Origin of the sequence: Paenibacillus sophorae (genome assembly GCF_018966525.1) — a bacterium.
Lineage (GTDB): Bacteria > Bacillota > Bacilli > Paenibacillales > Paenibacillaceae > Paenibacillus_AQ > Paenibacillus_AQ sophorae.
The window spans coordinates 4,127,779-4,142,865 of sequence record NZ_CP076607.1 but is presented as its reverse complement, the minus strand read 5'-3'; the positions used below and the strand labels follow the sequence as shown (position 1 = coordinate 4,142,865).

Below are 15,087 nucleotides of genomic sequence, written 5' to 3'. Positions count from 1 at the left end.
TCCAGGCCGTAAAGGAGTTTTCGACTTGACAAATCACGTATTCCAGCATGGCAACGTAGGAGGCATCCGAATTCATGTGCTGCCGACGAAGACGTTCAAGACTTATGCGATATCGCTGTATGCCGGCGTTCCCTTGGCCGAAGAGACGGTGACCCCCACCGCGCTGATTCCGTTCGTTCTTCGCCGGGGCACGGCTTCATATCCGGAGACAACCCAGTTCCGCGAACGGCTGGAAGAGCTGTATGGTGCCGGATTTGGATTCGACGTGTATAAGCGCGGCGATTACCAGATCATCCAGTTCCGGATGGACACGATCAATGATTCATTTGTGCAGAGTAAGGAAAGCCTGCTTGGCGAGTCCTTCGCTTTTCTGGGAGAAGTGCTTACTCAGCCTGTGCTGGAAGGGGGCAGTTTCAGGGCTTCTTATGTAGGAACGGAACGCGAGACTGTCCGAAAGAAGCTGGAGGCTATCGTCAACGACAAAATCCGTTACGCGGCCGAGCGCTGTATCGAGGAAATGTGCCGGGAAGAACCGTATCGGCTTCATCCGCTCGGACAAAGGGCCGATCTTGACGCTATTACCCCAGACTCGCTGCATCAGTCCTATCTTTCATGGCTGGAAGGAGCGATTCTTGATCTGTATGTCGTTGGCGACACGACGTCCGAAGAAGTTGAAAAGCTGGTAAAGCGGCATTTTGGCTTTGGCAGCAGAACAGCTTCCTCCCAGTATCAATCCCGATTCTCCCCCAAGACCATTACAGACGTCCGCACGGTGGAAGAACGGATGGATGTCGGTCAAGGTAAGCTGAACATGGGTTTGCGCACTTCCATTACCTACAAGGACGACGCCTATGCGCACGCTCTGATGTACAACGGCATTTTGGGCGGCTACCCGCATTCCAAGCTGTTCGTGAACGTCCGGGAGAAGGAAAGTCTGGCTTACTATGCGTCTTCACGCTACGACGGGCATAAAGGAATTGCCACGATTCAGTCGGGCATTGAAATCCAGAACTACGGCAAAGCCGTGGACATCATACACAAACAACTAGATGAAATGAAAAAAGGAAATATCAGCGATCTGGAGCTAAACCAGACCAAGGCGATGATACGCAATTTGCTTTCGGAAATCCAGGACTCTGCCTTTGAAATGATTGCATTCGACTTCAACCGACAGCTGTCCGGCAAAGACCGTTCCGCAGAAGAACTGATGAGCCAGGTGGAAGCTTCCGGCGCGGAAGATGTAAAACGGGCTGCCGACACCGTCCAGCTGGATACGATCTATTTCCTGACAGGACAGAAGGAGGAGTAGCTGTGGAACAGATCCATTATGACAGGCTTCAGGAAACGCTGTATTACGAAGTTTTGGATAACGGGCTGAAGGTATATGTTCTTCCGAAGCCGGGTTTCAGAAAAACATACGCCACGTTTGCGACCAAATATGGTTCGGTGGACAATCACTTCCGCGTAGCCGGAGGCGAGGAAGCATCGGTGCCCGATGGCATCGCCCACTTTTTGGAGCATAAAATGTTCGAGGAGCCGGAAGGCGACATTTTCGCCACTTTTGCATCAAACGGAGCGTCGGCCAACGCTTTTACAAGCTTTGAGCAGACGGTTTACCTGTTCTCGGCCACAGAAAAAATAGAGACGAATATCGAAACGTTGATCGATTTTGTGCAGCATCCCTATTTTACGGACCAGAATGTGGAGAAAGAAAAGGGCATCATCGGCCAGGAAATCAACATGTATGCCGATAACCCGGACTGGCGCGTTTATTTTGGGCTGATCGAAGCGATGTATCAGAAAAATCCGGTACGGATCGATATCGCCGGCACAGTGGAATCCATCTCGTCCATTACCAAAGAAACACTTTATACCTGCTACAATGCTTTTTACCATCCGAGCAACATGCTTCTCTTTATCGTCGGCGGAGTAGATCCGGAAGCCGTTTTTAAGCTGGTGCGCAACAATCAGAGCCTGAAAGCTTACGAACCGCAGGGCGAGATCGAACGGATTTTTGAACAGGAGCCGGAAAAAGTTGGCCAGAAGCGGCTGGAGAACAAGCTGGCGGTGTCTATGCCTAAATGTCTGTTCGGATTCAAGGAAAAAGAGGCCGGGCTGACAGGGAAAGCCGCGGTCCGGCGCGATTTGACTACCAAGCTGATGCTTGATCTTTTGCTAGGAAGCAGTACCGCGTTGTACCAAAAGCTGTACGATGAAGAGCTCATCTCCGACAGCTTCGGACATGAATTCAACAGCTCGCCGCAGTACGCTTTCTCCGCGATCGGCGGCGATACGAAGGACCCCGATTTGCTGCTCAAACGGATCAGGGAAGAGATTGACTCTATTCTTGCGACGGGCTTCTCGGAACGCGATTTTATCCGGGCCCGCAACAAGAAAATCGGCGGACATTTGCGCATGCTGAACTCTCCGGAGAGCATTGCCCATGAGTTTACCCGTTATCAATTCCGCGGCGGCGACTTCTTCGGCGTCCTCCCGGAATACGAATCGATTACACTGGATGAAGTGAACGAACGGCTGCGCGATCACATTGATTGGGATCAGCTTGCCGTATCCGTGGTGGTGAATCCGTAGTGGATATTGTGGGAGCGAGCGGCAAGCCGCTCGGAGAAACGACGGTGCTTATTACCGGAGGCAGCGGAGGGATTGGCGGCGCCATTGCCGAGCGCTTTGCCTCAGCACGGATGAATATTGTCATTCACTATGTGAATTCCCATGAGGCGGCCAACGAGGTGGCGCGGCGCTGTATGAACGCCGGTTCACAGGTTATGACCGTGGCCGCCGATTTAAGAGACCGCAGCCAGCTCCAGCGTATGGCTGAACGGCTTGCGGCCAGCGGTATGCAGCCGGACATATTGGTCAACAATGCCGGCCGATCCCATTACGGCATGCTTGCCGATCTTACCGAAGAGGAATGGGACGATGTCATGGCCGTTAATCTGAAAGGGACGTTTATGTGCAGTCAGCTTTTTATGCCTTATATGGTTTCGCAGCGGTATGGGCGGATTATCAACGTCTCTTCTGTATGGGGGATTTCGGGCGCGTCTTGCGAAGTCGCCTATTCTGCGAGCAAGGGTGGCGTCAACGCCTTTACGAAGGCGCTGGCCAAGGAGTTGGCCCCTTCGGGCGTTACGGTGAACGCGGTGGCTCCAGGCGCGGTGCGCACGGCGATGCTGGGAAATTTAGCGGAGGACGAGGTTCGCATGCTGGAGGAAGAAATTCCCGCAGGCAGGCTTGCCTCGCCTGAAGAAGTCGCTTCGCTCGTGTATTTCTTGGCGCTGCCGGAATCGGGATATATCAACGGACAAATTATTAGCCCAAACGGGGGCTGGATAACCTAACTGGTAAAAGACCTAAGAATAACGGATTTTCTTCAAGGGCATATTATGACTGTTGCTTTTAAATCTTAAGCGCAAATGACCTAAGGCCTTAGGGCAAGCAAGGTCATAAACACGAAGGAGGATTTAATATGTCAACAGAATCGACTGTAATCAAGAACTTTGATACCTGGAAGAAATTTCTGGGTGAGCGGGTTGTACAGGCCGAGAAAGTCGGCATGAGCGAGAGTACCATTGCAGAACTCGCTTATGAAATCGGGGAATTCCTCGATAAGAAGGTTGACCCGCAAAACGTCTCGAACCGGACGATCAAAGAACTCTGGGACGTTGGCGATGAAAGCCAGCGGCATACGATTGCCTCCCTCATGGTCAAGCTGGCGAAGCAAAACGCATAGCCCGGCGGAACAAGCTCCCCCTCGCGGGAGCTTTTCTGCAATAGTCCGGCCTTTCGACCTTGCCTTTCAATTTTATTTTATATATCATTAACATGACCCGTAAACCTGTGGTGTGTCGCATCTTGGCGTTTTTTGGCGGATCAAGGCTCGGGAAAGGGAATTTACATTACGAGGTGTACAAGTTGGAATACAAAGAATGGTACATGGAATACAAGATACATAAGAATAGACCCGGTTTGCTCGGCGATATCGCTTCAATGCTCGGTATGCTGGAGGTCAATATACTGACCATCAATGGAGTGGAAGATAAGACGCGGGGCATGCTGCTTGAAACGAACGATGATGAGAAGATCCGGCTGATGGGCGAAATGCTCAAAAAGGTTGAAAATATAACGGTAACCGCCCTGCGTTCACCGCGCTTGGTTGACAAACTAGCCGTCCGGCACGGAAGATATATCGACCGGGATTCGGATGACCGGAAGACGTTCCGGTTTACCCGGGATGAGCTCGGCCTGCTGGTCGATTTTCTCGGAGAGCTGTTCAAACGTGATGGCAACCAGGTCATTGGCCTTCGGGGAATGCCGCGAGTGGGCAAAACGGAATCGATTATCGCCGGCAGTGTGTGCGCAATGAAGCGCTGGACTTTCGTTTCTTCGACGATGCTCCGGCAGACCGTTCGCAGTCAGCTCGCCGAGGATGAGATGAATCCGAATAATATTTTTATTATCGATGGCATTGTCAGCACGATTAGGTCCAATGAGAAGCATTACAATCTGCTTAAAGATATAATGTCAATGCCGAGTACGAAGGTTATTGAGCACCCGGACATTTTTGTCCGCGAATCAGAATACACATATGACGATTTTGACATTCTGATCGAGCTGCGCAATAGTCCGAGCGAAGAGATACTTTACGATACATTCACAACCAGCTACAGCGACGATTTATAAATAGAGCGAACACGAGGAGGCGGCAAAGGAATGTCGGAACTGGGCCGGCAATTGAAGGAGGCTCGTCTGCAAAAAGGAATGAGTCTTGACGATGTGCAGGAAGTAACGAAAATTCGCAAGAAATATTTGGAAGCTATTGAGACGGGGGACTATAAGGTGCTCCCCGGCAGTTTTTATGTGCGGGCTTTTATCAAGACTTACGCGGAGGCGGTTGGGGTCAATCCCGATGAGCTTATACAAGAGCCCGGGAGCGTTCCTGTGCCCAAGGAGGAGCCTTCCACCATGGAGTCTGTGCTTCAAAAACGCAGCCGCAGACCCGAGACCGAGCGGAATGCCAAATGGCTTCCGACACTCTTAATGTGGATTTTTCCGGTATTGATTATAGCGGTTATTTATATGTATGCTTCGAACTGGGGCAAATCGGATAACCCGCAGACTGATGCTAATCCGATTACTACGAGCACACAGAATCCTCCACCCGCGCAGTCCGCTGGACCGTCTTCCGCGGAAGGTGGGGCAGCGACGCCGGCCGCTTCTGCCGGAGCTGATGTCGGAGCAGGGAGCGAAGCCACCGCTTCGCCGTCCCCATCTCCTTCGCCGTCTCCTTCACCTTCACCGGCCACGGAAGGCGGAACGGTCGTTCAGGACCGGAAATCGGGCAGGACTACCGTCTTTAAGGTGACGGGTACAAATCCGCAGGTCGTCATTACAGCAACAGGCGAAAGTTGGCTGGAGGTATATAAGGGCGAAAATTCCAGAGGAGATAAGCTCTCTTTTGGAAAAACGACTGCGGGAGATACTATGACCTTCACTCTGGATAGCGAAGGAATGTATATTAAATCCGGCTACTCCCCCGCTACGCAGATCACCGTGAACGGGCAGGTCGTAACGGACGGAAAGTCTACCTCACGTATTTTGTTAGAGCTCGACAACGGCGCGGGATCAACGAACGCAACCGAAACGTCGGCGGACAGTACGGATGGGCAAACGACTGACAGCGGTGTAACCGCTGAAGGCGGCACCGCCCAATAAGCTAACCCATACGCATAGACTCTGCTATTATGGAGAACCTAACGACTGGTTAAAGTTCAATCCATCAAAGCGAGGTGTGCTATCGATGACGGTCAGCTGGATTGTAATTGCCCTGGGCATTATTGTCAGCCTGCTTGGCTACTACTTGACACCCGGGGCCTGGGGTTACGGAATCTTGGGCTTCGGTCTTGCGCATATCGTGCTGGGGATCTTGGATATGTTCCGTAATCCGATTCGAAGCAGATAGCAGGCATGCAGCAGGGCGCCTCCAGCAAGTGGGGAAGTATCCCCTTGAAGGAGGCGTATTTTTGTGTGTTCAGGCTGAATAAGTATCGGCAGTTAGACTTGGCCTTGTCTTTTTCATATAATAGTAGCTGAGATAACGCACATAAAGGACGTGGAAATATGGCTTCGGAAAGTTCATTCGATATTGTGTCCAAAATGGACATTCAGGAATTAACCAATGCGATTCACCAGACGGAGAAAGAGATTCAAAACCGCTTCGATTTCAAGGGAAGCAAGAGCAGCCTTAAGCTGGAAAAGGACGCGCTGATCATTGTATCCGACGACGAGTATAAGCTGAACGCTGTCATTGATATTTTGCAGTCGAAGATGGTTAAGAGGGGCATCACGCTCAAGAATCTTGATTTTGGCAAAATCGAGCCTGCCTCCCTGGGGACAGTTCGCCAGCGGCTCGGACTTAAACAAGGAATCGATCAGGATAACGCCAAGAAGATCAATGTGCTGATCCGCGATTCCAAGCTAAAGGTTAAGAGCCAGATTCAGGGTGATCAGATTCGTGTCACAGGCAAGAGCAGAGACGATCTGCAGCAGATTATTCAGCTTCTTAACAAGGCTGATTTGCCGCTTGATTTACAGTACACTAACCTGAAATAATGATTCCGTGCCCCGCAGCGCTGCCACGAAGCGAAGACCTGCGGGGTGCTTTGTGTTTTTGACAGCCGAATTCCGGCTATATTATACTTGCTTAAGAAAATGTGGATATGTGCTTTCGATTATTGGGGGATGACTGATGACAGAAAAGATTAACATTGTTACACTCGGCTGCGAAAAAAATTTGGTAGATTCGGAGATTATGTCCGGCCTGGTTCATGAACGCGGATATACGCTTGTGGACCATAAAGAAGAAGCTACCGTCATTATTGTAAATACCTGCGGATTTATCGATGAAGCCAAGGAGCAATCCGTGAACACGATTCTTGAGCTTGCGGAGTTGAAGGAGAGCGGCAATCTCAAGGCGCTGATCGTATCAGGCTGCTTAACCCAGCGCTACAAGGCCGAACTGATGGAGGAAATGCCTGAGATCGACGGAATTGTCGGAACGGGAGATTTTCACAACATCGTTCAGATTGTAGATGAAGCCGTGAGAGGAAGCAGGCCGGTATGGGTTGGCAATCCGGTCTTTAATTACGAGGAGGCGCTGCCACGCAAGGTATCGACGCCACGTTACACTACCTATGTCAAAATTGCGGAAGGCTGCGACAACAATTGCACGTTCTGCAGCATCCCGATAATGCGCGGAGCATTCCGCAGCCGTTCCATTGAGTCGATTCTGGCCGAGGTCAAGACACTCGCGGCGCAAGGGGTGAAGGAGATCAGCCTAATCGCCCAGGACTCCACCAATTACGGAACCGATCTGTACGAGGAATTCAAGCTGCCCGAGCTGCTGAACCGTGTGAGCGAAGTGGAAGGCATCGAATGGGTCAGATTGCATTATGCCTATCCCGGCTTTTTCACTGAAGAGCTGATTCAGACTATGGCGAATAATCCGAAGATCTGCAAATATGTGGATATGCCGCTCCAGCACAGTGAAGACTCGATTCTCAAACGCATGCGCAGACCCGGCCGCCAGCGGGATATCCGCGAACTGGTTGCACGGATTCGGGAGATTATTCCCGGCGTGTCGCTGCGGACTTCGCTCATTGTCGGTTTTCCCGGCGAAACTGAAGAAGATTTTCAGCGCTTGTGTGATTTTGTGAGTGAAGTCGGCTTTGATCGGCTGGGGGTATTTACTTACTCCAACGAAGAGGGAACTCCGGCTTCGCGCCTGCCGGATCAGGTGCCGGATGAAGTGAAGGAATGGCGCGCCAACACGCTGATGGAGCTTCAGCGCAAGGTCATCCAAGATCGGGGCAGCCGTTTTGTGGGCCAAGTTCTCGACGTGCTCGTGGAACGCTACGACGGTCGCAGCGATGTCTATATCGGCCGCTCGCAGTACGACGCGCCGGAGATTGACGGAGAAGTATTTGTTAAAGGCAGCAACATCGACATCGGGGAGATTACGAAGGTCCGGATAACTCATGCTTTCGAATATGATTTGTCAGGGGAGGAAGAGCTTCAGTGAATTTGCCTAACCGCATAACCATTGCCCGAATATGTCTGATCCCGATCATGATGTTTTTCCTGCTGGTCAATTTCAGCTTCTATCCGGAGCCGCTGCATTGGGGCTCCTTTCAGCTCTCGTTCAACCATCTTATTGCCGCAGTTATCTTCTTGCTGGCGGCAAGCACGGATGGCATCGATGGCTACATTGCCCGCAAGTATAATATGGTGACCAATCTTGGCAAGCTTCTCGACCCATTGGCCGATAAGCTGCTCGTTTCAGCGGTGCTGATTTCGCTAGTCGAGCTGGGAAGATGCGATTCCTGGATTGCCATCGTCATTATCAGCCGTGAATTTGCCGTTACCGGTCTTCGCCAAGTGGCGCTGCTGGATGGCAAAGTTGTAGCAGCCAGCAAATGGGGCAAAATCAAAACGGTTGTGCAGATTATAGCGATTTCCCTGCTGCTGCTTAACAATTTTCCGTTTCAGTTCGTCGGCATCCCTTTTGACAGTATTGCTATTTGGGCGGCCGCTTTGATTACGATATACTCGGGAATCGATTATTTCGTGAAAAACAAGGAACTGCTCCAGCTGCATAACGCTTAATATCAAACCGGCTTGCCGTGATCCGCAGCGGGGCAGTAGGACATGAGCCTATTGCCCCGCTTCTTCGGGTGACGGACGATGATTAAATCAATGGGAGGAATAAGGGTATGAAAGCAGAGATTATTGCAGTCGGCACGGAACTGCTGCTCGGTCAAATCGTGAACAGCAACGCTCAGTTTCTATCCGTCGAGCTTGCCGCTCTCGGCATCGACGTATATTTTCAGACTGTGGTAGGCGATAACAGCGTCCGGCTGCAGGAGGCTATCGAAATCGCGAAGGGACGCGCCGATCTCATATTGTTCACAGGAGGGATCGGACCGACGGAGGACGATCTGACGAAGGACGCTTTGGCAGCTTCGCTGGGCCGGGGGCTGCACATCGATCAGCTGGCGATGAACCATGTGGACCAGTTCTTCAGCAATCGGGGCGTGCCAATGACCGAGAACAACCGAAAGCAGGCGCTTGTGATCGACGATTCGACGCCTCTTCCGAATGAGACGGGACTGGCTGTGGGACTTGCAATCAGTCATGAGGACAACTATTATGTCGTTCTCCCCGGACCGCCAAGGGAAATGAAACCGATGTTCACGCAGCAAGCCAAGCCATGGCTTCTGCAGCATGCGCTGACGGATGAGACCCCCCTTTATTCCAAAATGCTTAAATTCGCCGGCATCGGGGAATCTCTGCTTGAAGACAAGCTGATCAATCTCATTCACGGGCAAAACGATCCGACGATCGCTCCTTATGCCAAAGAAGGTGAGGTAACGGTGCGTATTTCCACCAAGGCGCCTTCCGACAGCGAAGCTATGAAGAAGCTGGATGCGCTGGAGGAGCAAATCCGCACCATTCTTCCCGAGAATTTGTACGCCTCTACCGATGTTCCGATGGAAAAGGTAATCGTGGACTGGATGGCGAGCACGGGACTTACCTTGAGCTGCGCCGAGAGCTGTACGGGCGGGTTACTGATGGAGAGCATTACGAGCATCCCCGGCAGCTCATCCATGTTTATGGGAGGCATTGTTTGCTACTCCAATGAAATGAAGCAGAAGCTGTTGAACGTTCCGAAGAATTACTTGGAAGGAGAGGGCGCTTTCGGCGCAGTCAGCCGCGAGGTGGCGGAGGTTCTGGCGGAGCAGGTCAGAATCACCGCCGGTACGGATTATGGTCTGTCGATTACCGGAGTGGCGGGTCCGGGCTCCTCGGAGCGCAAGCCTGTTGGACTGGTTTATATCGGCATCGCCGAGAAAGACGGAAAGACGGAAGTATTCGAGCTTAAGCTATCAGGCAACCGCGAGAATATCCGTATTCGCTCCGTCAAGGCCATTCTGTATCGGCTGTGGCGCAGACTGGCGGAACACAAGGCGGACACGCCGCTTTAAGGTTCAGACTTGAAATGATCAGCTTTTCTCTTATATAATGAAAGCATACGGAAGAACCGTGGCATTGTATTTCTTTGCCACGGTTTTTGTTTTTTCTATTTACAATAAAAGGAAGGGGTGGACTGGATGGCGAAAAAAAACGAATGTATGTTCGAAAAAATGCTTGGCAAACACTTCAAAACAAGATACAATAACTAATATAAGATTTAGCTCTCTGATATTATAACAGTGAAAAGGATGTGATCTGATTGTCAGATCGTCGTGCAGCGCTTGAAATGGCGCTTCGTCAAATAGAGAAGCAATTCGGTAAAGGTTCCATCATGAAGCTGGGCGAATCAACTCATATGCAGGTTGAGGTCGTGCCTAGCGGATCGTTGGCTTTGGATATTGCTCTGGGAATCGGCGGACTTCCGAAAGGCCGCATAATAGAAGTATACGGACCGGAATCTTCCGGTAAGACAACGGTTGCCCTGCATGCGATTGCGGAGGTTCAGAAGGCCGGAGGACAAGCCGCCTTTATTGATGCGGAGCATGCACTCGACCCGAGCTATGCAAGCAAACTGGGCGTTAACATTGACGAACTGCTGCTGTCCCAGCCGGACACCGGCGAACAGGCTCTGGAGATTGCAGAAGCGCTTGTCCGCAGCGGCGCGGTAGATATCATTGTGGTAGACTCCGTGGCGGCGCTGGTTCCCAAGGCTGAAATCGAAGGCGAGATGGGCGATTCCCATGTCGGCTTGCAGGCACGGCTGATGTCCCAGGCTCTGCGTAAGCTGTCTGGCTCCATTAACAAATCCAAGACGATTGCTATCTTTATCAACCAGCTTCGCGAGAAGATCGGCGTTATGTTCGGTAATCCCGAGACGACTCCGGGCGGCCGCGCATTGAAATTCTACTCTACGGTTCGCCTTGATGTGCGCCGCGTAGAGAGTATTAAGATGGGCAATGATATAGTAGGTAACCGTACGCGGATCAAGGTTGTAAAGAACAAGGTGGCGCCTCCTTTCAAACAGGCGGATATCGATATTATGTACGGTGAGGGTATTTCCAGAGAAGGCAGTCTTGTCGATATTGGCACGGAGATGGATATCGTCAACAAGAGCGGCGCATGGTACTCCTATGAAGGTGAGCGGCTGGGTCAAGGCCGTGAGAATGCGAAGCAGTTCCTGAAGGAACATCAGAATTTGGCGCTTGTCATCGAGAACAAGATTCGTGAAGCGAGCAATCTCTCTACAATCGTCGCTGCTCCAACTGAAGCGGAGATCGAAGCAGAGAAGCAGGAAGAACAGGAACTGCTCGAAATCGAATAAATCCTTTGGAAGCAAGGCGCCCTCTATAAATTAGGGCGTCTTTTTATATGGGGAAAATAAGAATACGGGAATGATGCTCCCTTCGCTGCATCAAGGCGGATATACGAATAGGAGGGAGGATGCACACTCATGACAATACAGCTTGATTATGAGGATGAGCAGCCGGAAGAAGATGTGCTCTCACAGTTTCCTGATCATGAACTGCTGACGATAACCAGGGTGGAACGTCAACAAAAATCCGATCACCGCTATATTATTCATTTCGGGACATTCAGTCTGAACGTCCATGAAGATATTATGATCAAGTACCGGATGATTTCGGAAAATGCGTTCACGAAGGAAGACCTTCAGCAGATCGTATTGGCCGATGAGCGGCAACGGGCATATGTCGAAGGTTTGCGTTATTTGGAACGGAAGCCGCGGACGGGGATGGAAATGGCAAGACGTTTGCGGCAGAAGGAAATCGGGGAAGCTATAATTACCGAAGTGCTGGAGCGGCTGCGGCGTGAACGTTTGATTGACGATACCCAGTATGCGAAGCAGTGGGCGGAGCAGCGGATAACCGGGCATCGCAAGGGTCGATTATGGGTTCGTCACGAGCTGCGCGGCAAAGGCATCGACAAATCGGTTATTGCCGATGCGCTGGATGGAATCAGCACTGAGCAGGAGCGGCAGAGCGCACTTGAGCTTGGACGCAAGAAGTGGAATACGATCAAGGGAGAGACTTCAGACAAGAGAAGGAAGACAGGCGCTTTTTTGATGAGACGCGGATTTTCGGGCGAGATTGTCCGAAGTGTGCTTAATTCACTATGGCAGGACGCGGACATGGACGGAGCGGAGGACGACTTCTGCGAGTTCGACTGACTCCTTGACTTTGCGCCCAGGATTGGCTCTCTTGACAATGTCTTTTTATAAATAATAAAATATAACATGAATCGGCATAAAATAAGAATCCTTTTTCCTTCCCAAAAAGGCCATCTTTTTCTAAACGATTCGCGTATCAACTCATATGAAATGTAATCGCCGGATGCGGCGGGCAGTGTGCATGTGAATCATGTGCAGTTCGGCAATCGGTGAATTTACCGTTTTTTTGTATGGTGATGAACGGATAGTTTGACAACTGCACAATCCCAAGGAATGCCTTGGAGGAACCAACGAGGAGGTGAAACAGATGGACACCTGGATCTGGGTCATCATCGTTCTCGTTGTAGCGACATTATTCTTTGGGTTCGGTTATTTTATTCGGAAATCCCTTGCAGAAGCTAAGATTTCCAGCGCGGAACAGGCAGCTACCGTAATCGTGGAGAACGCGAAGAAGGAAGCGGAGGCGCTGAAGAAGGAAACGGTATTGGAAGCCAAGGACGAAGTCCACAGAATCCGTACCGAGGCTGAGAAAGAAACTCGTGAGCGTCGGAATGAAATCCAACGTCAGGAAAGACGGTTGCTGCAAAAGGAAGAATCGCTGGATAAAAAAATGGAATCGCTTGAACGAAAAGAAGAACAAGTGGCTAACAAAGAGAAACGAATTGACGAAACCCAGCAGCAAATCGATGTTATTTACAAAAATCAGGTTGCTGAATTGGAGCGTATCTCCAATTTGAGCATGGAAGACGCCAGAAGCATTATTCTTTCCAATGTGGAACAGGAAGTTCGGCATGAAACCGCGCAGATGATCAAGGATATTGAGCAGCAGGCCAAGGAAGAAGCGGACAAGAAATCCCGCGAGATCATTACCCTCGCCATTCAACGCTGCGCAGCCGATCATGTGGCGGAAACAACGGTATCCGTCGTTACACTTCCGAATGAGGAAATGAAAGGTCGGATTATCGGGCGCGAAGGCCGGAATATTCGTGCTCTGGAAACCCTCACCGGTATTGACCTTATTATCGACGATACGCCGGAGGCTGTTATTTTGTCGGGATTTGACCCGATTCGCCGGGAAGTGGCCCGTACGGCACTGGAGAAACTGGTGGCAGACGGACGTATTCATCCGGCACGCATCGAAGAAATGGTCGAGAAATCGCGTAAGGAAGTGGATGAACGAATTCGGGAATATGGCGAGCAAGCCACCTTTGAGGTTGGCGTTCATGGTCTGCACCCGGATTTGATCAAAATTCTCGGTCGACTGAAATTCCGTACAAGCTATGGTCAGAACGTATTGAAGCACTCCATGGAGGTTGCTTATTTGACAGGGCTGATGGCCGGTGAGCTTGGGGAAGACATCGTGCTAGCCAAACGAGCGGGACTGCTTCATGATATCGGCAAAGCGCTGGATCATGAGGTGGAGGGCTCACACGTCGAGATCGGCGTGGAGCTTGCCAAGAAATATAAAGAACATCCTGTAGTCATTAATAGCATTGCTTCCCATCACGGGGATGCCGAAGCGACCTCGGTTATCGCCATGCTGGTTGGTGCGGCTGACGCATTGTCGGCAGCAAGACCGGGAGCGCGCCGGGAAACGCTGGAAACGTATATCAAGCGTCTGGAGAAGCTGGAGGAGATTTCCGAATCTTTCGAAGGCGTCGAGAAGTCATATGCGATTCAAGCCGGCCGCGAGGTCCGCGTAATGGTGCAGCCTGACAAAATCGACGATGCCGAAGCTTTCCGTCTGGCGCGCGATATTACGAAGACGATTGAAAATGAACTGGACTACCCGGGTCATATCAAGGTCACCGTTATTCGCGAGACACGGGCGGTTGAGTACGCTAAATAGGCATAATCAGAGAAGTGGCGCCTTTAAGGCGCCACTTTTCTTTAAGATATCAGAAAGCGCAATCTTAGGCGTCCCGGCTTCCTGATACCGCAAGAAAAGCAACCGCAAGAGAAGGATTCGAGGACAGCTTCAAAAGGAACACCAACTGGGTGTTTTTTACAGTAGGAGGAGATTAACATTAAGGTTTTATTTATCGGCGACATTGTAGGCAACACCGGTCGCAAAGCGCTGCGCGAAACGCTTCCTTCCTTGAAGAGCAAATACCAGCCGCATATTATTATCGTCAATGGTGAAAATGCCGCAGCCGGAAGAGGCATTACATCTGCAATTGCAAATGAATTTTTCAATTGGGGCGTTCATGGGATCACGATGGGTAATCATACATGGGATAACAAGAACATCTTTGAATTTATCGATGATGAGCCGCGTATGGTACGTCCGGCCAATTTTCCTCCGGGTACACCCGGCCAAGGTTACACGGTGGTCAAAGGAAACGGTAAGCAGCTGGCAATCGTCAATTTGCAGGGGCGCACCTTTTTGCCGGCTATCGACTGTCCTTTCCGGATTGGTGAAGAGATTGTGGAAGAACTGCGGAGCCAGCACAAATGCATTCTAGTCGATTTTCACGCGGAAGCCACATCCGAGAAAATAGCAATGGGCTGGTTCATGGATGGACGTGCATCGATTGTCGTAGGCACACATACCCATGTTCAGAGCAATGATGACATAATCTTGCCCGGAGGGACGGCTTATTTGACAGATGCGGGCATGGTTGGTTCAAGAGAAGGAATTTTGGGTATGGAAAAAGATGCGGTACTCTACAAATTTACTACCCAGCTTCCGTCCCGTTTTGTGGTGGATGAAGGAAAATGGATGCTTCACGGGTTGTTTGTGGAGCTGGATGAGGACACCGGCAAAGCGAAGCGTCTGGAAAAGATTCGAATGCGCGAAGACGAGTGGGTAATGGATTAGGACGAAAGGTTGGAATTTAGGTATTTCGGGC

The 15,087-nt window shown here is 50.9% G+C and carries 15 protein-coding genes; all 15 read left to right on the top strand.

All coding sequences use genetic code 11. The annotated features are described in order from the left end of the window. Window positions 1–25: 25 nt before the first annotated feature. The 15 genes from yfmF (at window position 26) to KP014_RS19445 (ending at window position 15,056) form a co-directional block, all read left to right on the top strand. On the top strand, window positions 26–1,309 hold the full coding sequence (gene yfmF, locus KP014_RS19515; RefSeq protein WP_036593719.1) for an EF-P 5-aminopentanol modification-associated protein YfmF: 1,284 nt from the start codon (window positions 26–28) through the stop codon (window positions 1,307–1,309). 2 nt (window positions 1,310–1,311) lie between these two features. After that, window positions 1,312–2,592 carry an EF-P 5-aminopentanol modification-associated protein YfmH gene (gene yfmH, locus KP014_RS19510; protein WP_036593716.1) on the top strand — a complete coding sequence of 427 codons (1,281 nt, stop codon included), beginning with the start codon at window positions 1,312–1,314 and terminating at the stop codon, window positions 2,590–2,592. A gap of 8 nt (window positions 2,593–2,600) precedes the next feature. After that, on the top strand, window positions 2,601–3,359 hold the full coding sequence (gene ymfI / locus KP014_RS19505; protein ID WP_090833782.1) for an elongation factor P 5-aminopentanone reductase: 759 nt from the start codon (window positions 2,601–2,603) through the stop codon (window positions 3,357–3,359). Window positions 3,360–3,487: 128 nt separating this feature from the next. Then, window positions 3,488–3,751 (top strand): DUF3243 domain-containing protein, encoded by a 264-nt coding sequence (locus tag KP014_RS19500; RefSeq protein WP_036593713.1) that lies wholly within the window; start codon window positions 3,488–3,490, stop codon window positions 3,749–3,751. Between the two features lie 182 nt (window positions 3,752–3,933). Beyond that, entirely contained in the window at window positions 3,934–4,701 is a 768-nt protein-coding gene (locus tag KP014_RS19495) for a DUF3388 domain-containing protein (protein WP_036593742.1), read from the top strand. Between the two features lie 30 nt (window positions 4,702–4,731). Then, window positions 4,732–5,733 carry a helix-turn-helix domain-containing protein gene (locus KP014_RS19490; protein WP_036593711.1) on the top strand — a complete coding sequence of 334 codons (1,002 nt, stop codon included), beginning with the start codon at window positions 4,732–4,734 and terminating at the stop codon, window positions 5,731–5,733. Between the two features lie 85 nt (window positions 5,734–5,818). Then, a complete protein-coding gene (locus tag KP014_RS19485) occupies window positions 5,819–5,980 on the top strand; it encodes a hypothetical protein (RefSeq protein ID WP_175491739.1) in 162 nt (53 codons plus the stop codon). A 158-nt stretch (window positions 5,981–6,138) separates the two neighbouring features. Then, entirely contained in the window at window positions 6,139–6,630 is a 492-nt protein-coding gene (locus KP014_RS19480; protein ID WP_025690270.1) for a YajQ family cyclic di-GMP-binding protein, read from the top strand. A 136-nt stretch (window positions 6,631–6,766) separates the two neighbouring features. Next, window positions 6,767–8,098 (top strand): 30S ribosomal protein S12 methylthiotransferase RimO, encoded by a 1,332-nt coding sequence (gene rimO / locus KP014_RS19475; RefSeq protein ID WP_036593708.1) that lies wholly within the window; start codon window positions 6,767–6,769, stop codon window positions 8,096–8,098. Beyond that, the gene (gene pgsA / locus KP014_RS19470) at window positions 8,095–8,682 is read left to right on the top strand and encodes a CDP-diacylglycerol--glycerol-3-phosphate 3-phosphatidyltransferase (protein ID WP_036593706.1); all 588 of its coding nucleotides are present in this window, start codon (window positions 8,095–8,097) and stop codon (window positions 8,680–8,682) included. The genes rimO and pgsA overlap by 4 nt, the downstream gene beginning before the upstream one ends. A gap of 107 nt (window positions 8,683–8,789) precedes the next feature. Then, a complete protein-coding gene (locus KP014_RS19465; protein WP_036593704.1) occupies window positions 8,790–10,061 on the top strand; it encodes a competence/damage-inducible protein A in 1,272 nt (423 codons plus the stop codon). A gap of 248 nt (window positions 10,062–10,309) precedes the next feature. Beyond that, the gene (gene recA, locus KP014_RS19460; RefSeq protein WP_036593703.1) at window positions 10,310–11,371 is read left to right on the top strand and encodes a recombinase RecA; all 1,062 of its coding nucleotides are present in this window, start codon (window positions 10,310–10,312) and stop codon (window positions 11,369–11,371) included. Window positions 11,372–11,500: 129 nt separating this feature from the next. Continuing rightward, complete coding sequence (locus KP014_RS19455) at window positions 11,501–12,235, top strand: regulatory protein RecX (protein ID WP_036593701.1); 735 nt, start codon at window positions 11,501–11,503, stop codon at window positions 12,233–12,235. A gap of 307 nt (window positions 12,236–12,542) precedes the next feature. Further along, window positions 12,543–14,084: a ribonuclease Y gene (gene rny, locus KP014_RS19450; protein ID WP_036593700.1), complete on the top strand. Its 1,542-nt coding sequence runs from the start codon at window positions 12,543–12,545 to the stop codon at window positions 14,082–14,084. 177 nt (window positions 14,085–14,261) lie between these two features. Continuing rightward, window positions 14,262–15,056, top strand: a complete 795-nt coding sequence (locus KP014_RS19445) for a TIGR00282 family metallophosphoesterase (RefSeq protein WP_090833745.1) — start codon at window positions 14,262–14,264, stop codon at window positions 15,054–15,056. The last annotated feature ends 31 nt before the right edge of the window (window positions 15,057–15,087 follow it).

Bases quoted from the DNA above. Each gene is read 5' to 3' on its own strand.
- KP014_RS19500 (WP_036593713.1), top strand. From the start codon at position 3,488: ATGTCAACAGAATCGACTGTAATCAAGAACTTTGATACCTGGAAGAAA.
- KP014_RS19490 (WP_036593711.1), top strand. From the start codon at position 4,732: ATGTCGGAACTGGGCCGGCAATTGAAGGAGGCTCGTCTGCAAAAAGGA.
- KP014_RS19485 (WP_175491739.1), top strand. From the start codon at position 5,819: ATGACGGTCAGCTGGATTGTAATTGCCCTGGGCATTATTGTCAGCCTG.
- KP014_RS19480 (WP_025690270.1), top strand. From the start codon at position 6,139: ATGGCTTCGGAAAGTTCATTCGATATTGTGTCCAAAATGGACATTCAG.
- rimO (WP_036593708.1), top strand. From the start codon at position 6,767: ATGACAGAAAAGATTAACATTGTTACACTCGGCTGCGAAAAAAATTTG.
- KP014_RS19465 (WP_036593704.1), top strand. From the start codon at position 8,790: ATGAAAGCAGAGATTATTGCAGTCGGCACGGAACTGCTGCTCGGTCAA.
- KP014_RS19455 (WP_036593701.1), top strand. From the start codon at position 11,501: ATGACAATACAGCTTGATTATGAGGATGAGCAGCCGGAAGAAGATGTG.
- rny (WP_036593700.1), top strand. From the start codon at position 12,543: ATGGACACCTGGATCTGGGTCATCATCGTTCTCGTTGTAGCGACATTA.